This window comes from Enterobacter sp. JBIWA003, from assembly GCF_019968825.1.
In the GTDB taxonomy this organism is placed as follows: domain Bacteria; phylum Pseudomonadota; class Gammaproteobacteria; order Enterobacterales; family Enterobacteriaceae; genus Enterobacter; species Enterobacter quasiroggenkampii.
This window is the reverse complement of the sequence record NZ_CP074170.1, coordinates 4,573,050-4,595,895: the sequence shown is the minus strand read 5'-3', so window position 1 is coordinate 4,595,895 and position 22,846 is coordinate 4,573,050. Positions and strand designations below refer to the sequence as shown.

Here is a 22,846-nt window from a genome sequence, read left to right as displayed (position 1 = left end):
AATACTCCCTCTATTCTAGACAAATCCCCCATCGATTGACAGCATCAGTGACCAATCGCAATGATTGCGGAGAGCGCTTATGGCAGGGGAAAGGATGACGTCTACCGAGATTTGGCTACGGCTCATGCACACAGGTTCTCTGTGTGGTGATGTCATGGTGGAAGCGGCTGCACGGCTGCAGAGGCAGGAAGGCATCGATACGCTTGTCTTAAGAAATGCTGGACTGACAGCAAAGCAGGCTGAACGGTTCGTTGCGTTCGATGAGAGTGAGCTGGAACGTAGCCTGATATGGCTTGAGCAGCCGGGACAACATTTATTAACGGCCAACCATCACCTTTATCCCCCTCTACTCCGCACAATCCCTGACTATCCCGGGGCTTTATTCATAAAAGGTAACCCTGAGACGCTTAATACCGTTCAGCTGGCGGTGGTAGGCAGTCGTGCGCCGTCATGGTACGGCGAGCGATGGGGGAAAATCCTGTGCGAACAACTTTCACATAGTGGTTTCACGATTACCAGCGGGCTGGCCTGTGGTATTGACGGCGTTGCCCACAGCGCGGCGCTGTCAGTAAAAGGACGAAGTGTCGCGGTGCTGGGGAACGGTCTTTTTAGCATTTACCCACGCCGGCATCAGGCATTGGCGATGCGGCTTATTGAGTCTGACGGCGCGATAGTGTCTGAGTTTCCGCTTTCCGCGCAGCCCCGACCGGCAAACTTTCCGCGTCGTAATCGCATCATCAGCGGCCTTAGCAAAGGCGTGCTGGTGGTCGAAGCCGCGCGGCGAAGCGGTTCGCTGGTCACGGCACGGTGCGCGCTCGAACAGGGGCGAGAAGTCTTCGCCTTGCCAGGCCCGATAGGTAATCCCGGATGCGAGGGACCGCACTGGCTGATTAAGCAGGGGGCAACACCGGTAACGGAAGTCGGGGACATTCTTGAAAATTTGCAATATGGGCTGCAATGGCTGCAGGAAGATACCGAAAAGCGACAATATTCATCAGATCAGGGAAAGGTGGCATTGCCATTTCCCAAGCTCCTGGCTAACGTAGGAGATGAGGTAACACCTGTTGACGTTGTCGCTGAACGTGCCGGCCAACCTGTGCCAGTAACGGTAGCACAGCTACTCGAACTGGAGTTAGCAGGGTGGATCGCAGCTGTACCCGGCGGCTATGTCCGATTAAGGAGGGCATGCCATGTTCGACGTACTGATGTATTTGTTTGAGACTTACATCCATAACGAAGCAGAAATGCGAGTGGATCAGGACAAGTTGACACAGGATCTTACCGATGCGGGATTTGAGCGGGAAGATATCTACAATGCGTTGATGTGGCTGGAAAAACTGGCTGATTATCAGGAAGGCCTTGCCGAACCGATGCAGCTTGCTTCTGACCCATTGTCTGTACGCATTTATACCGCTGAAGAGTGTGAACGGCTGGACGCCAGCTGCCGGGGATTCATTTTATTCCTTGAGCAGATTCAGGTGCTAAACCTCGAAACGAGAGAAATGGTGATAGAGCGCGTCATGGCGCTGGATACGGCAGAATTTGAACTGGAAGATCTCAAGTGGGTGATCCTGATGGTTCTGTTTAATATCCCGGGCTGTGAAAATGCCTATCAACAAATGGAAGAATTACTCTTTGAAGTGAATGAAGGTATGCTGCACTAATTCAATGTGCAGCACCAAGAGTTGTTATGGCCAAATCAGCACTGTTCACGGTGCACAAAAACGAGCCCTGCCCGCAGTGCGGGGCTGAACTTGTTATTCGGTCCGGGAAACACGGCCCGTTTCTCGGTTGTTCTCACTATCCGGAATGTGATTATGTTCGTCCTCTGAAAAGCCAGGCGGATGGACATATCGTCAAAATTCTGGAGGGTCAGCTGTGCCCTCTCTGCGGTGGCGAACTCGCGCTACGCCAGGGGCGTTTCGGCATGTTTATTGGATGTAGCCGCTACCCGGAATGTGAACATACGGAACAAATTGATAAGCCTGATGAAACGGCAATTGCCTGCCCTCAGTGTCAGCGCGGTCAGCTTGTACAGCGCCGTTCCCGTTATGGTAAGACCTTCCATTCGTGCGATCGCTACCCTGACTGCCAGTTCGTTATCAATTTTAAGCCGGTAGCGGGAATCTGCCCTCATTGCAATTATCCGCTACTGATAGAGAAGAAAACCGCGCAAGGCATGAAACGCTTCTGCGCCAGTAAACAATGTGGAAAGCCGGTAACGGCGGATCAATATAGTGAATAATAACCTGCCATCAGGCTCCATTGCCCATGCAGTGGACGTACTGAAAAATGAAGAAGTCATCGCCTATCCAACTGAAGCTGTTTTTGGGGTCGGTTGCGATCCTGACAGCGAGACGGCTGTGAGCCGTCTGCTTACCCTGAAACAAAGACCCGTCGAGAAAGGACTGATTTTGATCGCTGCGAATTACGAGCAGCTTAAGCCCTATATTGATGACTCTATGCTAACGCCAGCACAGCGCGAGACAATCTTCTCCGCGTGGCCTGGACCGGTCACCTTTGTTTTCCCGGCGCAGCCGACAACTCCGCGCTGGTTAACCGGACGCTTTGATTCCCTTGCCGTTCGCGTCACTGACCATCCGCTGGTGGTGGAGCTGTGCCTGGCATTTGGTAAACCACTGGTCTCAACCAGCGCCAACCTGACCGGGCAGCCGCCATGTCGGACAACCGAAGAAGTGCTGGCGCAGTTCGGGAATGACTTCCCTGTCGCTGTCGGTGAAACGGGAGGGCGCCTGAATCCATCTGAAATTCGCGACGCTTTGACCGGCGAACGTTTTCGCCAGGGGTAATCTCATGGAAACCTATGCTGTTTTTGGTAATCCCATTGCACACAGCAAGTCACCGTTGATCCATCAGCAGTTCGCGGAGCAGCTGCAGATAGATCACCCCTATGGTCGCGTACTGGCGCCAGTGGATGCCTTTATCCCTACGCTGGAGACCTTTTTCGCCGCGGGGGGCAAAGGCGCGAATGTGACGGTCCCGTTTAAAGAAGAAGCCTTCGAACGTGCGGATGAGCTGACCGAACGCGCTTCACTTGCTGGTGCAGTCAATACCCTAAAACGGCTTGAGGATGGACGCCTTCTGGGGGACAACACCGACGGGATTGGTTTACTCAGCGATCTGGAAAGACTCTCCTTTATCAAGCCCGGTTTCCGGATCCTGCTGATTGGCGCGGGTGGCGCATCGCGGGGCGTTTTGTTGCCTCTGCTTTCACTGGACTGTTCGGTGACCATCACGAACAGAACCTTTTCCCGGGCAGAAGCGCTGGCGGCGTTGTTTGCGCATACCGGCAGCGTGAGCGCGGTAGCGCTTGACGATCTTGCCGAACGTGAGTTCGATCTTGTCATTAATGCCACATCCAGCGGCATCAACGGTGAGATCCCAGCGATCCCCGCTTCGCTGGTCAGTGCGCATATGTACTTCTATGACATGTTCTATCAGAAAGGGAAGACGCCTTTCCTGAACTGGTGTGAACAACACGGCGCGAAACAGTTAGCCGATGGGCTGGGAATGCTGGTGGGGCAGGCTGCGCATGCGGTGCTGCTCTGGCACGGCGTGTTGCCTGCGGTCGAGCCGGTCATTGAAAAGCTAAAGCAGGAGCTTTCGGCGTGAATCAGGCTATTCATTTCCCGGACAGAGAGAGCTGGGATGAGCATAAACAAGCGGTCTGTTTTCCGGTGCTGGTGCAGGGCATGCAACCTTACCTGCGCCATCCATGGAGAAACGCTGTTGCATCGTTTTGGCGGCACAGACCCGCTAGCGGTATTTTGCGAAAATCGCTGGGATCTTGAAGAGGAAGCCAGCGATTTAATCCGCGAACAGCAGGAAGACGATCAGGGCTGGGTTTGGTTATCCTGATCCAGATAGTCATTCTTCCATTTTACGTAGTTGTTCGCCGAGTATTTTAATCCTTCGATCTCTGCCTCCTTAAGGGGGCGGATCTGTTTTACCGGACTTCCCAGATAGAGATAACCGCTCTCCAGCCGTTTGTTCTGCGGGACCAGGCTACCGGCACCAATCATTACGTCATCTTCTACTATGACGCCATCCAGCAAAATCGACCCCATGCCAACAAGGACGCGATTTCCGATCGTGCAGCCGTGGAGCATCACTTTATGGCCGACGGTAACATCCTCTCCAATGATGAGGGGATTACCCTCGGGGTTATAGGAGGATTTGTGCGTGACATGCAGAACGCTACCGTCCTGAATGTTGGTACGTGCACCAATCGACACATAGTTAACATCTCCCCTGATGGCGACGAGCGGCCAGATGCTGACATCTTCGGCCATTCGCACATCACCAACGACCACGCTGCTGGCATCGATCATCACGCGATCGCCTTTTTGGGGGAACAGATCTTTATAAGGACGCAATACTGCAGACATATCTACCTCTAAGAATGAGCGCTATACAGAAGACTTTGATCGTATTAATGGATCGAGGCAAGGCAAAATACGTCAATATTTAAGCAGATCGGGCGGGATTTCAGCGAAAAGCGCGGAAAATCAGCAGTCGGAAAAAAAGATCTAAAAAATACTTGTGCTAAAAATTGGGATCCCTATAATGCGCCTCCATCGACACGGCGGATGTGAAACACTTCACAGACAACGCGGTCGGTTGAAGAGAAAAAATCCTGAAATAACGGGTTGACTCTGAAAGAGGAAAGCGTAATATACGCCACCTCGCAACGGTGAGCGAAAGCCGCGTTGCACTGCTCTTTAACAATTTATCAGACAATCTGTGTGGGCACTCAAAGTGACATGGATTCTTAACGTCCCCGGACGAAAAATGAATACCAAGTCTCTGAGTGAACATACGTAATTCATTACGAAGTTTAATTCACGAGCATCAAACTTAAATTGAAGAGTTTGATCATGGCTCAGATTGAACGCTGGCGGCAGGCCTAACACATGCAAGTCGAGCGGCAGCGGAAAGTAGCTTGCTACTTTGCCGGCGAGCGGCGGACGGGTGAGTAATGTCTGGGAAACTGCCTGATGGAGGGGGATAACTACTGGAAACGGTAGCTAATACCGCATAACGTCGCAAGACCAAAGAGGGGGACCTTCGGGCCTCTTGCCATCAGATGTGCCCAGATGGGATTAGCTAGTAGGTGGGGTAACGGCTCACCTAGGCGACGATCCCTAGCTGGTCTGAGAGGATGACCAGCCACACTGGAACTGAGACACGGTCCAGACTCCTACGGGAGGCAGCAGTGGGGAATATTGCACAATGGGCGCAAGCCTGATGCAGCCATGCCGCGTGTATGAAGAAGGCCTTCGGGTTGTAAAGTACTTTCAGCGGGGAGGAAGGCGGTGAGGTTAATAACCTCATCGATTGACGTTACCCGCAGAAGAAGCACCGGCTAACTCCGTGCCAGCAGCCGCGGTAATACGGAGGGTGCAAGCGTTAATCGGAATTACTGGGCGTAAAGCGCACGCAGGCGGTCTGTCAAGTCGGATGTGAAATCCCCGGGCTCAACCTGGGAACTGCATTCGAAACTGGCAGGCTAGAGTCTTGTAGAGGGGGGTAGAATTCCAGGTGTAGCGGTGAAATGCGTAGAGATCTGGAGGAATACCGGTGGCGAAGGCGGCCCCCTGGACAAAGACTGACGCTCAGGTGCGAAAGCGTGGGGAGCAAACAGGATTAGATACCCTGGTAGTCCACGCCGTAAACGATGTCGACTTGGAGGTTGTGCCCTTGAGGCGTGGCTTCCGGAGCTAACGCGTTAAGTCGACCGCCTGGGGAGTACGGCCGCAAGGTTAAAACTCAAATGAATTGACGGGGGCCCGCACAAGCGGTGGAGCATGTGGTTTAATTCGATGCAACGCGAAGAACCTTACCTACTCTTGACATCCAGAGAACTTTCCAGAGATGGATTGGTGCCTTCGGGAACTCTGAGACAGGTGCTGCATGGCTGTCGTCAGCTCGTGTTGTGAAATGTTGGGTTAAGTCCCGCAACGAGCGCAACCCTTATCCTTTGTTGCCAGCGGTCCGGCCGGGAACTCAAAGGAGACTGCCAGTGATAAACTGGAGGAAGGTGGGGATGACGTCAAGTCATCATGGCCCTTACGAGTAGGGCTACACACGTGCTACAATGGCGCATACAAAGAGAAGCGACCTCGCGAGAGCAAGCGGACCTCATAAAGTGCGTCGTAGTCCGGATTGGAGTCTGCAACTCGACTCCATGAAGTCGGAATCGCTAGTAATCGTAGATCAGAATGCTACGGTGAATACGTTCCCGGGCCTTGTACACACCGCCCGTCACACCATGGGAGTGGGTTGCAAAAGAAGTAGGTAGCTTAACCTTCGGGAGGGCGCTTACCACTTTGTGATTCATGACTGGGGTGAAGTCGTAACAAGGTAACCGTAGGGGAACCTGCGGTTGGATCACCTCCTTACCTTAAAGAACCTGCCTTTGTAGTGCTCACACAGATTGTCTGATGAAAAGTAAATAGCAAGGCGTCTTGCGATTGAGACTTCACGTCCCCTTCGTCTAGAGGCCCAGGACACCGCCCTTTCACGGCGGTAACAGGGGTTCGAATCCCCTAGGGGACGCCACTTGCTGGTTCGTGAGTGAAAGTCACCTGCCGTCATATCTCAAAACTGACTTGCGAGTCACGTTTGAGATATTTGCTCTTTAAAAATCTGGATCAAGCTGAAAATTGAAACGACACATCTTTAAGGTGTGTTCGAGTCTCTCAAATTTTCGCAATCATGAAGTGAAACATCTTCGGGTTGTGAGGTTAAGCGACTAAGCGTACACGGTGGATGCCCTGGCAGTCAGAGGCGATGAAGGACGTGCTAATCTGCGAAAAGCGCCGGCGAGGTGATATGAACCTTTGACCCGGCGATGTCCGAATGGGGAAACCCAGTGCAATTCGTTGCACTATCGTTAACTGAATACATAGGTTAACGAGGCGAACCGGGGGAACTGAAACATCTAAGTACCCCGAGGAAAAGAAATCAACCGAGATTCCCCCAGTAGCGGCGAGCGAACGGGGAGCAGCCCAGAGTCTGAATCAGCTTGTGTGTTAGTGGAAGCGTCTGGAAAGTCGCACGGTACAGGGTGACAGTCCCGTACACGAAAACACACAGGTTGTGAACTCGAAGAGTAGGGCGGGACACGTGGTATCCTGTCTGAATATGGGGGGACCATCCTCCAAGGCTAAATACTCCTGACTGACCGATAGTGAACCAGTACCGTGAGGGAAAGGCGAAAAGAACCCCGGCGAGGGGAGTGAAAAAGAACCTGAAACCGTGTACGTACAAGCAGTGGGAGCACCCTTGTGGTGTGACTGCGTACCTTTTGTATAATGGGTCAGCGACTTATATTCTGTAGCAAGGTTAACCGTATAGGGGAGCCGAAGGGAAACCGAGTCTTAACTGGGCGTTAAGTTGCAGGGTATAGACCCGAAACCCGGTGATCTAGCCATGGGCAGGTTGAAGGTTGGGTAACACTAACTGGAGGACCGAACCGACTAATGTTGAAAAATTAGCGGATGACTTGTGGCTGGGGGTGAAAGGCCAATCAAACCGGGAGATAGCTGGTTCTCCCCGAAAGCTATTTAGGTAGCGCCTCGTGAACTCATCTTCGGGGGTAGAGCACTGTTTCGGCTAGGGGGCCATCCCGGCTTACCAACCCGATGCAAACTACGAATACCGAAGAATGTTATCACGGGAGACACACGGCGGGTGCTAACGTCCGTCGTGAAGAGGGAAACAACCCAGACCGCCAGCTAAGGTCCCAAAGTCATGGTTAAGTGGGAAACGATGTGGGAAGGCACAGACAGCCAGGATGTTGGCTTAGAAGCAGCCATCATTTAAAGAAAGCGTAATAGCTCACTGGTCGAGTCGGCCTGCGCGGAAGATGTAACGGGGCTAAACCATGCACCGAAGCTGCGGCAGCGACACTATGTGTTGTTGGGTAGGGGAGCGTTCTGTAAGCCGTTGAAGGTGTGCTGTGAGGCATGCTGGAGGTATCAGAAGTGCGAATGCTGACATAAGTAACGATAAAGCGGGTGAAAAGCCCGCTCGCCGGAAGACCAAGGGTTCCTGTCCAACGTTAATCGGGGCAGGGTGAGTCGACCCCTAAGGCGAGGCCGAAAGGCGTAGTCGATGGGAAACAGGTTAATATTCCTGTACTTGGTGTTACTGCGAAGGGGGGACGGAGAAGGCTATGTTAGCCGGGCGACGGTTGTCCCGGTTTAAGCATGTAGGCGGAGGTTCCAGGTAAATCCGGTACCTTTTAACGCTGAGGTGTGATGACGAGGCACTACGGTGCTGAAGTAACAAATGCCCTGCTTCCAGGAAAAGCCTCTAAGCATCAGGTAACATCAAATCGTACCCCAAACCGACACAGGTGGTCAGGTAGAGAATACCAAGGCGCTTGAGAGAACTCGGGTGAAGGAACTAGGCAAAATGGTGCCGTAACTTCGGGAGAAGGCACGCTGATATGTAGGTGAAGCCCCTGCGGGTGGAGCTGAAATCAGTCGAAGATACCAGCTGGCTGCAACTGTTTATTAAAAACACAGCACTGTGCAAACACGAAAGTGGACGTATACGGTGTGACGCCTGCCCGGTGCCGGAAGGTTAATTGATGGGGTTAGCGGCAACGCGAAGCTCTTGATCGAAGCCCCGGTAAACGGCGGCCGTAACTATAACGGTCCTAAGGTAGCGAAATTCCTTGTCGGGTAAGTTCCGACCTGCACGAATGGCGTAATGATGGCCAGGCTGTCTCCACCCGAGACTCAGTGAAATTGAACTCGCTGTGAAGATGCAGTGTACCCGCGGCAAGACGGAAAGACCCCGTGAACCTTTACTATAGCTTGACACTGAACACTGGTCCTTGATGTGTAGGATAGGTGGGAGGCTTTGAAGTGTGGACGCCAGTCTGCATGGAGCCGTCCTTGAAATACCACCCTTTAATGGCTGGTGTTCTAACGTAGACCCGTAATCCGGGTTGCGGACAGTGTCTGGTGGGTAGTTTGACTGGGGCGGTCTCCTCCCAAAGAGTAACGGAGGAGCACGAAGGTTAGCTAATCCTGGTCGGACATCAGGAGGTTAGTGCAATGGCATAAGCTAGCTTGACTGCGAGAGTGACGGCTCGAGCAGGTGCGAAAGCAGGTCATAGTGATCCGGTGGTTCTGAATGGAAGGGCCATCGCTCAACGGATAAAAGGTACTCCGGGGATAACAGGCTGATACCGCCCAAGAGTTCATATCGACGGCGGTGTTTGGCACCTCGATGTCGGCTCATCACATCCTGGGGCTGAAGTAGGTCCCAAGGGTATGGCTGTTCGCCATTTAAAGTGGTACGCGAGCTGGGTTTAGAACGTCGTGAGACAGTTCGGTCCCTATCTGCCGTGGGCGCTGGAGAATTGAGGGGGGCTGCTCCTAGTACGAGAGGACCGGAGTGGACGCATCACTGGTGTTCGGGTTGTCATGCCAATGGCACTGCCCGGTAGCTAAATGCGGAAAAGATAAGTGCTGAAAGCATCTAAGCACGAAACTTGCCCCGAGATGAGTTCTCCCTGAGACTTTAAGTCTCCTGAAGGAACGTTGAAGACGACGACGTTGATAGGTCGGGTGTGTAAGCGCAGCGATGCGTTGAGCTAACCGATACTAATGAACCGTGAGGCTTAACCTTACAACGCCGAAGATGTTTTGGCGAAGAGACGAACAATCAAAATTCAGCCTTGATACAGATTAAACAGAATTTGCCTGGCGGCTTTAGCGCGGTGGTCCCACCTGACCCCATGCCGAACTCAGAAGTGAAACGCCGTAGCGCCGATGGTAGTGTGGGGTCTCCCCATGTGAGAGTAGGGAACTGCCAGGCATCAAATTTAGCGTGCTGATATGGCTCAGTTGGTAGAGCGCACCCTTGGTAAGGGTGAGGTCCCCAGTTCGACTCTGGGTATCAGCACCACTTTATACTTAGGTTAAAGTTCGGCAAGAAGTAAAAGAATTTGTCTGGCGGCTTTAGCGCGGTGGTCCCACCTGACCCCATGCCGAACTCAGAAGTGAAACGCCGTAGCGCCGATGGTAGTGTGGGGTCTCCCCATGTGAGAGTAGGGAACTGCCAGACATCAAATAAGTGAGAAGGCCATCCGAAAGGATGGCCTTTTTGCGTTATGATTCTCGTGAAAACGGTAGGCCCGGTAAGCGCAGCGCCACCGGGCAAAAACAGCACATTAATGAATCACCTGCGACAGGAATGCTCGCGTACGTTCTGACTTCGGATGTGCAAAGAACTCATCCGGCGGCGCCTGCTCAACAATCTCCCCACGGTCCATAAAGATCACCCGGTCAGCCACGGTTCTCGCAAAACCCATCTCATGCGTCACGCACAGCATGGTCATGCCGGATTGTGCCAGCCCAATCATGGTATCCAGAACCTCCTTCACCATTTCCGGATCGAGAGCTGATGTCGGTTCATCAAACAGCATAATTTTCGGTTTCATACACAAAGAACGGGCGATAGCCACACGCTGCTGCTGGCCACCCGATATCTGGCCAGGGAACTTATTCGCATGCTCTGCGATACGTACACGCTCCAGGTAGTGCATTGCCAGCGCCTCGGCTTCCTTTTTCGGCATCTTCCGTACCCAAATCGGTGCAAGCGTACAGTTCTGCAGAACGGTCAGGTGCGGAAACAGATTAAAGTGCTGAAAGACCATTCCCACTTCCTGACGCACGCGTTCGATATTGCGGATATCTTCATTCAGCTCGATACCATCAACCACGATGCGTCCTTGCTGATGCTCTTCAAGATGGTTTATGCAGCGAATGGTTGTGGATTTCCCGGAGCCGGAAGGGCCGCACAGGACAATGCGTTCGCCCTGCTTGACCTTGAGATTAATGTCCTTCAGGACATGAAACTGTCCGTACCATTTGTTCACGTTTTCCAGCGTAATCATCGCGTCGGCGGGTGTCATAGTTATTTGGCTCATATTTTCCTCAGTGCGGTGTACGCCCGGTGTTAAAGCGCTTTTCCAGATGCTGGCTGTAGCGCGACATGCTAAAACAAAAGATCCAGTAGATCAGGGCAGCAAAGACATATCCTTCGGTGGACATACCCAGCCAGACAGGGTCAACGGTTGCCTGCTGCACGCTGCTAAAGAGATCGAACAATCCGATGATGATCACCAGGCTGGTATCCTTGAAGAGGGCAATGATCGTGTTGACCAGACCCGGGATGACCAGCTTGAGTGCCTGGGGAAGAATGACCAGCCCCTGCGTTTTCCAGTAGCCGAGCGCCAGTGATTCTGCCGCTTCGTACTGGCCTTTAGGCAACGCCTGCAGACCACCGCGCACAACTTCTGCAACATAGGCGGACTGGAAGAGAATTACCCCGACCAGGGCACGGATCAGTTTGTCGATCGTTGTGCCTTCAGCCATAAACAGCGGCAGCATGACCGACGACATAAACAGGACGGTGATAAGCGGTACGCCGCGCCAGAACTCAATGAAGATAACGGAGAGCACGCGGACGATCGGCATTTTTGAACGTCGCCCCAGAGCAAGTAGAATCCCCCACGGCAGAGCACCGGCTATCCCCACTGATGCGATAATCAACGTCAGCGTCAGCCCGCCCCACTGGCGTGTTTCAACGCGTTCCAGCCCCAGAAAACCGCCATACAGCAGCACCCAGACAATAATCGGATAAACCACCGCCCAGACGGCAATATAGCGTCCACGGTGAGGCAGCTTTTTCCAGAACATGACTGCGACAGAGAGCAGGCCGATAACCAGCGCCAGATTAATCCGCCAGCGCTGTTCATGCGGATACAACCCATACATGAACTGACCGAAGCGTTCATGGATAAACACCCAGCAGGCGCCGGCTTTTGTACAGTCTGCCCGGGTTGAACCGACCCAGTTGGCCTGTAAAAACGCCCAGTTCAGCAGGGGAGGAATCAATTCCCACATGAGCCACAGGCAGACAATTGTCAGCAGGCTGTTACTCCAGCTGGAGAACAGATTCTTGCGCGCCCAGAGAATGAAACGTCCACCTGTCGAGTTGGCAGGGCGCGAGGAGTGCGACAGTATCGCTTTTGTCATCATAAATCCTTAGCGCTCGACCAGTGCTATACGACGGTTATAGAGGTTCATCAGCAGTGAAATTACCAGGCTGATGATCAGATAGACAGACATGGTGATGGCGATGGTTTCAATGGCTTGTCCGGTCTGGTTAAGCACGGTTCCGGCGAAGAGTGACACCATATCGGGATAACCAATGGCAGCGGCCAGCGACGAGTTTTTGACAATATTAAGATACTGGCTGGTCAGCGGCGGAATGATGACCCGTAAAGCCTGCGGGATGATGACCTGGCGAAGCGTCACCGTATGGGGTAATCCCAGTGAGCGTGCCGCCTCGTGCTGTCCGTAAGGTACGGCCTGGATCCCGGCACGGATAATCTCGGCAATAAACGCGGACGTATAAATCGACAGCGCCAATGTCAGAGCTGCCAGTTCGGGAATTAATACCATTCCTCCCTGAAAGTTGAAGCCCCGCAGATGGGGAATGTCCCAGTGCAGTGCGGCCCCAAACAGCCAGTGAGCCACCAGCGGCAGGCTAACGAACAGGACGACAGCCGTCGGCCAGGTTCTGCGAAGCTGGCCGGTTTTGATCTGATGCGTGCGGTTAAAACGGAATACCCCAACAGTGAGAGCAAGCGCGATCGCAATCGCGCCGATAAAAGCGTACAGCCCTTCGCCCGGCAGAGGAGAAGGAATGGATAGCCCACGGTTGCTCAGGAAGAAAAGCTCAAACGCGTCGACGGCCTGACGGGGGCCGGGTAGGTTACGCAATACGGCAAAATACCAGAAGAAGATCTGCAGGAGCGGGGGGATATTGCGGAACGTTTCAATATAAACAGTCGACAGCTTCCGCAGGAGCCAGTTTTCAGAAAGACGCGCCAGACCAATAAAGAAGCCCAGTATCGACGCGAAGACGATACAAAGCGCCGATACCAGCAGCGTATTCAGTAAACCGACCACGAACACGCGTCCATACGTGTCACCTTCCTGGTAATCAATAAGATGCTGAACAATGCCAAATCCCGCGCTGCGATCTAAAAACGCGAAACCGGAGGTAATGCCGCGATTATTCAGGTTGGTGATGGTGTTATGGATGAGATACACGGCGATGAGAACAACCGCAACAATAGCAATAATCTGGAATAGCCAGGCGCGGACCGCGGGATGAGAAAAGGATAGCGATCCTTTTACGGCTGAGCGGCGATGGGACATAAAGAAACCTCAGTAACCATGACTCTGGAGTGGGCACTGCCAGAGCAGTGCCCGTTACAGCTATGACTTAACGTACTGGTGGCGCGTACTGAATACCGCCGTTGTTCCAGAGATTGTTCTGGCCGCGTTTGATCTTCAGCGGGCTTTCCGATCCCACGTTGCGTTCAAAGATCTCAGAGTAGTTGCCCACCTGTTTGATGATGTTGTAGGCCCACTTGTTATCCAGCTTCAGATCCTTGCCGAAATCACCTTCTGTACCCAGCAGGTGTGCCATATCCGGGTTGGATGGTTTAGCCGCTTTCTCATCCACGTTTTTCGAGTTGATGCCCATCTCTTCTGCGTTCAGCATGGCAAACAGCGTCCAGCGAACAATGGAGAACCAGTCTTCATCGCCACGACGTACAACCGGTCCGAGAGGTTCTTTGGAGATCACTTCAGGCAGAACAATCCATTCTGCAGGATTGCTCAGCTTAATGCGTAAGGCATACAGCTGTGACTGGTCAGAGGCCAGCGTGTCGCAACGGCCGGATTCCAGCGCTTTGGCCGACTCATCCGAGCGGTCGAATGTCACTGGCGTGTATTTCATGTTATTTGCTTTGAAATAATCGGCCACGTTCAGCTCGGTATCGGTGCCCGCCTGAATACAAACGGTAGCGCCATCCAGCTCTTTGGCGCTTTTCAGGCCCGCTTTATTGTGGGTCAGGAAGCCGATACCGTCATAATAGGTCACGCCCGTGAATGACATCCCCATCCCTGCGTCGCGGGAGGAAGTCCAGGTGGTATTACGGGAGAGCATGTCAACCTCACCGGACTGCAGCGCCGTAAAGCGTTCTTTCGCCGTCAGCGGGGTATATTTTACTTTGCTGTCATCACCAAAAACGGCGGCAGCAACGCCACGGCAGACGTCCACATCGATACCGGTAAATTTGCCGTTCGCATCGGCATAAGAGAAGCCAGGTAAACCGTCACTGATACCGCATTGAACAAAACCTTTCTTTTTAACGGCATCCAGTGTCGTTCCCGCATGGGCTTGACCGGCTACGGCGAACATCATGCCTGCAGCGGCCAGGCTGGCTATCATCGTCTTTTTCATAATGCATCCTGTGTGGCGAAATTTATCGTTATAGAGGCGTTTTTAAACGCTTTACCTGTCTGTGGCGTTGGCCAACGTTTATAAAGCAAACGTAATGCCAGTTTTGCGTTCGACAAAATAAGAGATGAGTGAACGCTTAATGCTGAGTGTAGACAGGCTTAAATAAAACGAGCGCCCTGAAACGGTGCGAAATTACAACCTGTGCCACAAATTGGAGCAAAAGTTTTGAGTCGCGTCAGGAAAAAGACAAGATAGTTTCCAGCGTGAATATTGGCAGGGTAGTCAATAATATTAATGTGTGAAAATCATCACAATAGAACCGGTAATTTAAATGAGTATACGAAAAAGATGTGACTGGTTTCAGGATGAAATGAACAGCGCGAATAAATACGGGGCTATTTTTTTACTTATTTGAAAATAGTGCACTGATTAAAAGCAAAAGCGCGGCCACAGCCGCGCTTTCTTAACAGCTGTTACTTCGTCAGGGCAACAATACCCAGCGTCAAACCTGCCACTGCGGCAGCACCGCCGGCGATAGCACCTGCAGTTTCCCAGTTATCCTGGGTGGTGCCTTTCATACAGGTATTGGTATGAACCAGTCGGCCCTGGTCGTCGTAAACCGGTACACATGGAGAGTCGTGCGCGCAACCAGCAAGCAGCGCAGCGAGTAGTGCAACGGAAATGAATCTTTTCATGATGTTACCTCAATATTATTTCTCATCCGCTATAAAGCCAGGAGGGCAATTAACGAACTGGAGGTTATTTTACCACCGGGGTAAGTCCGCGTTACACGAGGAATAATCTCAAATTATGTAGTTTGTAAAAATCGTGGAGAAAAGTCGGTTTCAGGACGAATTAATGGAGACATTATGAAGCTGCAAGAGAGTATTTTTACTTAATGCAAATCATCGTATTTTTAACATTAGTTTTGCTTAATGCCTAATTCATTGTTTATGTTAAAAATAAAAAAGGCACGCGAGGTGCCTTTTTAGGGAAATGTTAATCTTTATGGCGGGTAAAGCGTCGACGGACCACCACAAAGAAGACGGGTACGAAGAAAATCGCCAGCAGCGTTGCGGAAAGCATTCCCCCCATCACGCCCGTACCGACGGCGTTTTGCGCACCGCTCCCGGCCCCGGAGCTGATCACCAGCGGCATGACGCCCAGTATAAAGGCCAGAGACGTCATCAGGATCGGTCGAAGGCGCATCCTTGACGCTTCAAGCGTGGCCTCAATGATGCCTTTACCCTCTTTCTCCATCAGGTCCTTAGCAAATTCGACGATTAAAATGGCGTTTTTCGCTGACAGACCAATCGTGGTCAGCAGGCCGACCTGGAAATAGACGTCATTGTTTAACCCGCGCAGCGAGGCTGCGAGAAGCGCCCCGATGACCCCCAGCGGCACAACCAGCATGACGGAGAACGGAATGGACCAGCTTTCATACAGCGCCGCCAGACACAGGAACACCACGATCAGTGAGATGGCGTACAGTGCAGGCGCCTGGTTACCCGAAAGCCGCTCCTGGTAAGACATTCCCGTCCAGTCATAACCGATGCCGGAAGGCAATTTTGCCGCGAGGCTTTCCATCATAGCCATGGCTTCGCCGGTACTTTTACCCGGGGCTGATTCACCGAGGATCTCCATAGAGGGCATTCCGTTGTAGCGCTCCAGACGAGGTGAACCGTAAACCCAGTGAGCGTTGCTAAAGGCTGAGAACGGCACCATTTCCCCGTTCGCACTGCGCACGTAAAGGTTGTTAATATCTCCTGGCAACATACGGAATTTTGCATCAGCCTGGACATAGACCTTTTTCACGCGCCCATGATCGATAAAGTCATTCACATAGGTGCCGCCTAAGGCTGTCGAAATCGTCTGGTTGACGTCAGAAAGACTGATGCCCAGCGCCTGGGCTTTCTCCTGGTCGACGTCCAGCTTGAACTGTGGCGTATCCTCCAGACCGTTAGGACGCACGCGTACCAGCAGGTCGGGGTGCTCTTTCACCATGCCGAGCAGTTGATTACGCGCCTGCGTCAGTTGGGTATGTCCGAGGTTAGCCTGATCGATCAGTTCAAAGTCGAAGCCCGTTGCGGTACCCAGCTCAATAATGGCAGGCAGGTTAAACGGGAAAACAAGGCCGTCTTTAATCTGACTGAAGGCTTTCGTCGCACGACCCACAATCGCCTCGACCCCATTTTGTGCCCCAGGTCGCTCCTCCCAGGGTTTGAGGCTGATGAAGGCAATACCGGAGTTCTGGCCCTGGCCGCTAAAGCTAAACCCGTTTACGGTAAAGACGGATTCAACATTCGCCTTCTCTTTATTCAGGTAGTAGTCCTGAACCTGGTCGAGGACCTGCTGAGTACGCGTCTGGGTTGCCCCCGCAGGCAGCTGAACCATCGTCATAAACACCCCCTGATCCTCTTCGGGGAGGAAGGAGGTGGGTAAGCGCAGGAAGAGCACCGCCATCCCACCGACAATAATGACGTATACCACTAGGTAGCGCCCGGTTTTGCGCAAGATACCGCTCACGCTGTGACTGTAGTGCTCCACGCTCTTATCAAAAAGCGCATTAAACCAGCCGAAGAAGCCCCCTTTTTTCTCATGATGATCGGCGGATACGGGCTTAAGCAACGTTGCACAGAGTGCAGGCGTCAGGATTAGCGCAACCAGTACGGACAACGCCATCGCGGAAACGATAGTCAGCGAGAACTGGCGATAGATCGCCCCCGTCGAGCCGCCAAAAAAGGCCATCGGGATAAAGACCGCCGAGAGCACCATGGCGATCCCCACCAGCGCACCCTGAATCTGCCCCATCGACTTCTGCGTGGCCTCTTTAGGCGGCAGCTTGTCCTCGACCATGACGCGTTCAACGTTCTCGACGACCACAATAGCATCATCAACCAGCAGGCCTATCGCCAGCACCATGCCGAACATTGTCAGGGTATTGATGGAGAAACCGAACGCCGCCAGAACCGCGAAGGTACCCAGCAAAACGACCGGAACCGCGATCGTCGGGATGAGCGTTGCCCGCAGGTTTTGCAGGAACAGGTACATGACCAGGAAGACGAGAACGATCGCCTCAAACAGGGTCTTCACCACTTCGTGGATGGAGATTTTCACAAACGGCGTGGTGTCATAGGGGTAGACGACTTTGAGCCCCTGCGGGAAGAACGGCTGCAGTTGTGCCAGCTTGCTCTTGATGGCTGCTGCCGTATCCAGCGCATTGGCCCCGGTTGCCAGCTTAATCCCCAGGCCGGTTGCTGCCTGCCCGTTGATTTTTGTCACCATGTTGTAGTTTTCGCCACCCAGCTCAATGCGAGCCACGTCCTTCAGATGCACCATCGAGCCGTCCTGGTTCACCTTGAGCGTCACGCGACCGAACTCTTCCGGTGATTTCAGACGGGTTTGCGCGATGATCGAGGCATTCAGCTGTTGTCCCGGGATGGACGGCGTCCCGCCCAACTGGCCTGCCGCTATCTGGTCGTTCTGCGTTTTCAGCTGGTTGATGATATCCAGCGGCGTCAGCTGGTATTTGTTCATCGCATTGCTGTCGAGCCAGATACGCATCGCATACTGGGCGCCAAACAGCTGCACGTCACCGACGCCAGACGTTCGGCTGATGGCATCTTTGACGTTCGAGGCGACATAGTCGGAGATGTCATCCTGCGTCAGGTTTTTGTTGTCTGATACAAAACCGGCAACAAGCAGGAAGCTGCTGCTGGACTTCTCAACGCCAATCCCCTGCTGCTGCACCTCTTGCGGCAGCAGCGGCATGGCGAGCTGCAGCTTGTTCTGCACCTGCACCTGGGCGATGTCCGGATCGGTTCCGGACTCGAAGGTCAGGGTGATCGTGACGTTACCCGCTGAATCGCTGGTGGAGGACATATACATCAGGTTATCGATACCGTTCATGTTCTGTTCGATAACCTGGGTCACGGTATCCTGTACCGTCTGGGCATCTGCTCCCGGGTAGGTCGCGGATATCGCCACGGCGGGAGGTGCAATGGTCGGATACTGTGCGACGGGAAGTTTGAGAATGGCCAGTCCGCCTGCAATCATCAAAATGATGGCAAGTACCCAGGCGAAAACCGGTCTCTGAATAAAGAAATTAGCCATGTCGTCGTCCCTTAACTGGCCGGAGCGGTGGTGGTATCAGGCGTAGCGACGACGGTTACGCCCGGTCTGACCTTCTGTAGTCCGCTGACAATCACGCGGTCACCGTTTTTCAGCCCTTCCGTTACCAGCCAGCGGTCGCCAATCGCCTGTGGCGCAACGACGGTGCGAGACTCAACCTGATTTTTATCGTTCACCACCATAACGGTGGCATCGCCTCGCGGTGTGCGGGTCACGCCTTGCTGGGGAACCAGAATCGCATCCGGCTGCGTACCTTCATCAATGCGGGCGCGAACGAACATACCGGGTAACAGCAGATGTTGAGGATTCGGGAAAATGGCGCGTAAGGTAATCGAGCCGGTACTTTCATCCACCGTGACGTCGGAGAACTGCAATGTGCCTTTCAGTGGATAGGGCTGCCCGTTCTCCATCAGTAGCTCAACGCTGCTGGCGGTATCGCCTTTTTGCAGGCTCGTCTGCTTCAGACGCATAAAATCATTACTGGACTGGGTCACATCAACGTAAATCGGATCAAGCTGCTGGACCGTTGCCAGCGCCGCGGTTTGTCCGTTCGTCACGAGCGCGCCTTCCGTCACGCTGGATTTGCCGATGCGACCATCGACGGGAGACGTCACTTTGGTATAAGCAAGATTGATGCGTGCACTTTCAACGCCCGCTTTGGCGGCGACGACGCTGGCATCTGCCTGCTGGGCCGTGGCGACGGCCTGGTCATACTCTTGCTTGCTAACATACTGTGTGCCGACCAGCGGGAGATATCGTTTCACCGTCAGGTGCGCAATATTGGCCGCCGCCTGGGCCTTCGCCAGCTCGCCTTTCGCGTTATCGTAAGCCGCCTGATAGGTAGCAGGATCAATCTGATAAAGCGAATCCCCGGCTTTTACATCGCTGCCTTCCGTGAAGTTGCGGCGCAGGATGATACCGCTAACCTGCGGACGAACCTCTGCCACGCGGAACGCATCAGTTCTGCCCGGGAGTTCAGTGGTGACAGCCAGCGGTGCGCTTTTCACAATATGCACGCTGACCTGGGGGGCCTGCGGATGTTGCGGTTGGTTTTCCTGGCCATCGCATCCTGAGAGCAGTACAGCGCAGACAATGAAACCGGCTAAAGGTAAGCGTCTGAAATGATTCGTCATTACTGGTCCTTTAAATACCCGGAAACCGATATTTGGCGTGAATCGGTAGCAGGGGCAGCGGGATAAAAAATAAAATGTAGCTGCGTATAATAATGAGGGTATTTAATGTTTTTTAATTTATAAGTGCGAATGACAAGGTCTGAGCGGAAAAATCAGAATCAGGCTCGGTTTATTTCTCCGTCATCTTCCGGCAAGCTAATCAGTTAAATAGCGCTTAACGTGATTTAATTATTCATGTTGTGAATTTAAACTTAAATATGTATTTAGCTAAGCTATAAATTAAGAAGATTGACTTTTTTTGTGCAAAATTAAAACGGAATTTGGTGAATACTTTCTTTCTCCTGACCCCTGTGTTACGTATAAATCTTGTGAGTAGCGAGTAGTTGTCTATGGCGCGTAAAAAGAAAGAAGAAGCTCAACAAACCCGGCAGCAGCTGATTGAGGCGGCTATCGGGCAGTTTGCGACGCGTGGCGTAGCCAACACGACGCTGACGGACATCGCGGATGCCGCAAAGGTTACGCGCGGTGCCATTTACTGGCACTTCACCAGTAAAGCCGAAATATTTAATGCCATCTGGGAGCAGCAATTGCCGCTTCGCGACATTATTCGCGACCGGCTTTCCCTTTCCGAAGGTGATGATCCATTGTTAATACTTCGTGAGCAATTTATTACTGCGCTGCAGTATATTGCGCGTGAGCCCCGACAATGTGCCCTTTTACAAATTCTGTATCACAAATGTGAATTTAGCAGTGATATGATTTCTGAGAGTGAGATAAGAAAACGGATTGGATTCAATTATGACACGCTGCGTGCCACGCTGGAGGCCTGTATTTCACGTAACATCATTTCGCCAAAGGTAAATGTTGATCTGACCCTGATCGTATTCCACGGTTTTTTTAGCGGAATCATTAAAAACTGGTTAATGAATAACGACAGTTTCAATCTTTTTCAGCAGGCTCCCGCCCTGGTTGATAGCATTCTGGCGACACTGCCTGTCATTCGCGTATCGCCTCATGATGATGCTTACAGCTCAGCGCAAGGTAACATTTCCCCTCGCGCGCAAAGTGCCTCAATGGTTTGCGCGCTGACGGGTTTACCTAACAGATAACCCTGAAGGGTATTGCAGCCCAGCTCGGTTAAAAAGGCTTGCTGTGCTTCGGTTTCCACACCTTCAGCCACGACTTTCAGGTTGAGTGTTTTGGCGAGGGCCACAATCGCTGAGACAATGGTGGCATCCTCGCTTTCCCCGCTTAGCTCTTTCACGAACGCCCTGTCGATTTTCAATTCACAGGCCGGTAAGCGCTTGAGGTACAGCAGGCTCGAATATCCGGTACCAAAGTCATCAATGGAGGCCTTTACGCCCGCTTCTGTCAGCTCTGTCAGCACCCGTACACTTTCATCCGGGTTGCTCATTGCCGTGGTTTCCGTCACTTCCAGGATCAACATTTCTGGTGGCACATGATGAAGTGCCAGGCAGTTGAGAACCGTGTTGACCAGCGAAGGCTGTTCAAACTGCAGCGTCGACAGGTTTACCGCCATTGACCAGCTTTGATGTCCCTGAAGATGCCATTCACGCAGCTGGCGACAGGCTTCATTAATTACCCAGTTGCCGATAGGTATAATTAGCCCCGTTTTCTCCGCCAGCGGCAGGAAAAGGTCCGGGGTCAGTAACCCCTGCTTGGGATGCTGCCAGCGCAATAACGCCTCAAATCCAAGGATAGGACCGGCGGGAGCGTGAAATTTTGGCTGGTACAGCAGGCGTAGCTCATTGCGATCGATCGCCATCCATAGATCGTTCATCAACTGAAGATGGGTCTGCGCCAGCGTATTCATCGAGGGCTGGAAAAAGTGGTAACCGTTCCGGCCCATGTGCTTGGTATGGTACATTGCCGCGTCGGCGTTAAACATGAGCTCACGTTCGGTTTTGCCGTCGTGAGGATACAGCGCGATCCCAATGCTGAGGGTCACCACCAGTTCATAGTGGTCGAGGTTGAACGGGCTATCGATCGCGCGCACCAGCGAATTCGCCAGCGATGCCGCATCGTCCGGGCCTTCTCCCTCAGCCAGCAGAACAAACTCATCACCGCCGATACGTGCCAGGGTGAACTGGCCCTTCAGGAGATGCAGCAGACGCTCCGTAACGGCAATCAGCAGCTTGTCACCGACATCATGGCCGTAAGCGTCATTGATGGCTTTAAAACCGTCGAGATCCATGAACATCAGGGCGAAATGGGTCCCTTCACGATCGGCTTTGCTGATGGCCTGATCGAGTCGATCTTCCAGCAGGATACGGTTGGGGAGACGCGTCAGGGTATCGTGCAGGGCCAGTTGTGCGAGTTCCCGGTTAGCTTCTGCAAGCGACGAGGCCAGAAGGGCGGTACGTGCCTGAAGGCGGGCATCCAGCATTGATACCAGCAGGGTAATCCCAAGAATAGAAAGCGCGACGACGCTAACCAGCACCGCCAGCCAGCTCCCGTTGATACCCTCATGGTGAACCATTGTGGACATCGGAAACTGTGCGGCTTTCATCCCGGCGTAGTGCATCCCGGCAATGGCAATGCCCATGGTGATGGCGGCACCCGTGCGCATCAGCACGACCTGAGCGGCATCGTGACGCAGGCGGAAGGTCAGCCATAATGCAGCGAGTGAAGCGGCAAGCGCAATGGCGACCGAAATGGCCACCCAGACCTTGTCCCAGATAATCCCGGGCATAACCTCCAGCGCAGCCATGCCGGTGTAATGCATGGCAACAATACCGCTTCCCATCACCAGCGCACCGGGCAGCAGGCGGCGCAAGCGTAACCGATCGCAGCTAACGAGCCAGAGCGCAAACAGTGACGAACCCACGGCGATGACCATCGATAACACCGTCAGGGTGGCGTTGTAGCTCATGCTCATGGAGAGGTCCATCGCCAGCATGCCGATAAAATGCATGGCCCACACGCCTATGCCCATTGCAATACCGCCGCCAGCCAGCCAGACGCGGGCAGCGACACCCTGACTCCCGGCGACACGTGCCGCCATATTCAGTGCGGTATATGCGGCAAGAATGGCAACAACAAAGGAGAGGACAACAAGGATATGGTTGTATTGGCTGACCAGCATGGACGGTTCTACTCGAGTGTGAGGTTACGCTAGAGCGGTTGAGAAGGGCGAGACATTATCACCGTCGGGTAATGGCTCAAAGGGATTTAAATCCCCGTTTTTAGTGGGT

The 22,846-nt window shown here is 53.1% G+C and carries 15 protein-coding genes, 2 tRNA genes, 4 rRNA genes and 1 pseudogene; 13 read left to right on the top strand and 9 right to left on the bottom strand.

The features are described 5' to 3' along the window. The first annotated feature begins 94 nt into the window (after positions 1 to 94). The 6 genes and pseudogenes from dprA to KGP25_RS22255 all read left to right on the top strand — a co-directional run bounded on the left by dprA (position 95) and on the right by KGP25_RS22255 (position 3,879). Positions 95 to 1,219 carry a DNA-protecting protein DprA gene (gene dprA, locus KGP25_RS22280; protein ID WP_223539635.1) on the top strand — a complete coding sequence of 375 codons (1,125 nt, stop codon included), beginning with the start codon at positions 95 to 97 and terminating at the stop codon, positions 1,217 to 1,219. After that, complete coding sequence (gene smg / locus KGP25_RS22275; RefSeq protein WP_008503477.1) at positions 1,191 to 1,664, top strand: DUF494 family protein Smg; 474 nt, start codon at positions 1,191 to 1,193, stop codon at positions 1,662 to 1,664. The genes dprA and smg overlap by 29 nt, the downstream gene beginning before the upstream one ends. 26 nt (positions 1,665 to 1,690) lie before the next feature. Beyond that, complete coding sequence (locus KGP25_RS22270; protein WP_045909528.1) at positions 1,691 to 2,245, top strand: topoisomerase DNA-binding C4 zinc finger domain-containing protein; 555 nt, start codon at positions 1,691 to 1,693, stop codon at positions 2,243 to 2,245. Next, positions 2,238 to 2,810 (top strand): L-threonylcarbamoyladenylate synthase type 1 TsaC, encoded by a 573-nt coding sequence (gene tsaC, locus KGP25_RS22265; protein WP_008503475.1) that lies wholly within the window; start codon positions 2,238 to 2,240, stop codon positions 2,808 to 2,810. Before KGP25_RS22270 ends, tsaC begins: the two co-directional genes overlap by 8 nt. A gap of 4 nt (positions 2,811 to 2,814) precedes the next feature. Beyond that, positions 2,815 to 3,633, top strand: a complete 819-nt coding sequence (aroE, locus tag KGP25_RS22260; protein ID WP_223539634.1) for a shikimate dehydrogenase — start codon at positions 2,815 to 2,817, stop codon at positions 3,631 to 3,633. Further along, positions 3,630 to 3,879 (top strand): annotated as a pseudogene (locus tag KGP25_RS22255) (DUF1488 domain-containing protein). Before aroE ends, KGP25_RS22255 begins: the two are co-directional and overlap by 4 nt. Here the strand turns inward: KGP25_RS22255 and KGP25_RS22250 are convergent. Beyond that, positions 3,855 to 4,409, bottom strand: coding sequence for a gamma carbonic anhydrase family protein (locus KGP25_RS22250; protein WP_048030960.1), 555 nt, complete (start codon positions 4,407 to 4,409; stop codon positions 3,855 to 3,857). The pseudogene KGP25_RS22255 and the gene KGP25_RS22250 overlap by 25 nt on opposite strands. A 471-nt stretch (positions 4,410 to 4,880) precedes the next feature. Between KGP25_RS22250 and KGP25_RS22245 the strand changes: the two genes are divergently transcribed. From KGP25_RS22245 to rrf (KGP25_RS22220), 6 genes are all read left to right on the top strand, one after another. Next, positions 4,881 to 6,422: ribosomal RNA gene (locus tag KGP25_RS22245) — 16S ribosomal RNA — on the top strand. A gap of 84 nt (positions 6,423 to 6,506) precedes the next feature. After that, positions 6,507 to 6,582 (top strand) — tRNA-Glu (locus KGP25_RS22240). Positions 6,583 to 6,765: 183 nt separating this feature from the next. Beyond that, positions 6,766 to 9,669: ribosomal RNA gene (locus KGP25_RS22235) — 23S ribosomal RNA — on the top strand. Positions 9,670 to 9,742: 73 nt separating this feature from the next. Continuing rightward, positions 9,743 to 9,858 (top strand): 5S ribosomal RNA (rrf, locus tag KGP25_RS22230). A gap of 14 nt (positions 9,859 to 9,872) precedes the next feature. After that, positions 9,873 to 9,948 (top strand) — tRNA-Thr (locus KGP25_RS22225). A 43-nt stretch (positions 9,949 to 9,991) separates the two neighbouring features. Beyond that, positions 9,992 to 10,107 (top strand): 5S ribosomal RNA (rrf, locus tag KGP25_RS22220). Together the 16S, 23S and 5S rRNA genes with 2 tRNA genes alongside form the textbook arrangement of a ribosomal RNA operon. A 106-nt stretch (positions 10,108 to 10,213) precedes the next feature. Here rrf (KGP25_RS22220) and KGP25_RS22215 read toward each other — a convergent pair. The 7 genes from KGP25_RS22215 to KGP25_RS22185 form a co-directional block, all read right to left on the bottom strand. After that, a complete protein-coding gene (locus KGP25_RS22215; RefSeq protein WP_014171880.1) occupies positions 10,214 to 10,972 on the bottom strand; it encodes an amino acid ABC transporter ATP-binding protein in 759 nt (252 codons plus the stop codon). 7 nt (positions 10,973 to 10,979) lie between these two features. Continuing rightward, positions 10,980 to 12,083: an amino acid ABC transporter permease gene (locus tag KGP25_RS22210; RefSeq protein ID WP_023309439.1), complete on the bottom strand. Its 1,104-nt coding sequence runs from the start codon at positions 12,081 to 12,083 to the stop codon at positions 10,980 to 10,982. A gap of 9 nt (positions 12,084 to 12,092) precedes the next feature. Continuing rightward, the gene (locus KGP25_RS22205; protein ID WP_069719888.1) at positions 12,093 to 13,274 is read right to left on the bottom strand and encodes an amino acid ABC transporter permease; all 1,182 of its coding nucleotides are present in this window, start codon (positions 13,272 to 13,274) and stop codon (positions 12,093 to 12,095) included. A gap of 67 nt (positions 13,275 to 13,341) precedes the next feature. Further along, on the bottom strand, positions 13,342 to 14,367 hold the full coding sequence (locus KGP25_RS22200; RefSeq protein ID WP_047071242.1) for an amino acid ABC transporter substrate-binding protein: 1,026 nt from the start codon (positions 14,365 to 14,367) through the stop codon (positions 13,342 to 13,344). A gap of 473 nt (positions 14,368 to 14,840) precedes the next feature. Next, positions 14,841 to 15,062 carry a lipoprotein gene (locus tag KGP25_RS22195; RefSeq protein WP_008502867.1) on the bottom strand — a complete coding sequence of 74 codons (222 nt, stop codon included), beginning with the start codon at positions 15,060 to 15,062 and terminating at the stop codon, positions 14,841 to 14,843. A gap of 304 nt (positions 15,063 to 15,366) precedes the next feature. Continuing rightward, entirely contained in the window at positions 15,367 to 18,480 is a 3,114-nt protein-coding gene (locus KGP25_RS22190; RefSeq protein WP_045910145.1) for an efflux RND transporter permease subunit, read from the bottom strand. Positions 18,481 to 18,491: 11 nt separating this feature from the next. After that, positions 18,492 to 19,631 (bottom strand): efflux RND transporter periplasmic adaptor subunit, encoded by a 1,140-nt coding sequence (locus tag KGP25_RS22185; RefSeq protein WP_069719890.1) that lies wholly within the window; start codon positions 19,629 to 19,631, stop codon positions 18,492 to 18,494. A gap of 389 nt (positions 19,632 to 20,020) precedes the next feature. Here KGP25_RS22185 and envR point away from each other — a divergent pair, with 389 nt between their 5' ends. Further along, positions 20,021 to 20,740, top strand: coding sequence for an acrEF/envCD operon transcriptional regulator (gene envR / locus KGP25_RS22180; protein WP_063622571.1), 720 nt, complete (start codon positions 20,021 to 20,023; stop codon positions 20,738 to 20,740). Here envR and KGP25_RS22175 read toward each other — a convergent pair. After that, positions 20,656 to 22,737, bottom strand: a complete 2,082-nt coding sequence (locus KGP25_RS22175; RefSeq protein WP_223539633.1) for a bifunctional diguanylate cyclase/phosphodiesterase — start codon at positions 22,735 to 22,737, stop codon at positions 20,656 to 20,658. The genes envR and KGP25_RS22175 overlap by 85 nt on opposite strands. Positions 22,738 to 22,846 lie beyond the last annotated feature (109 nt).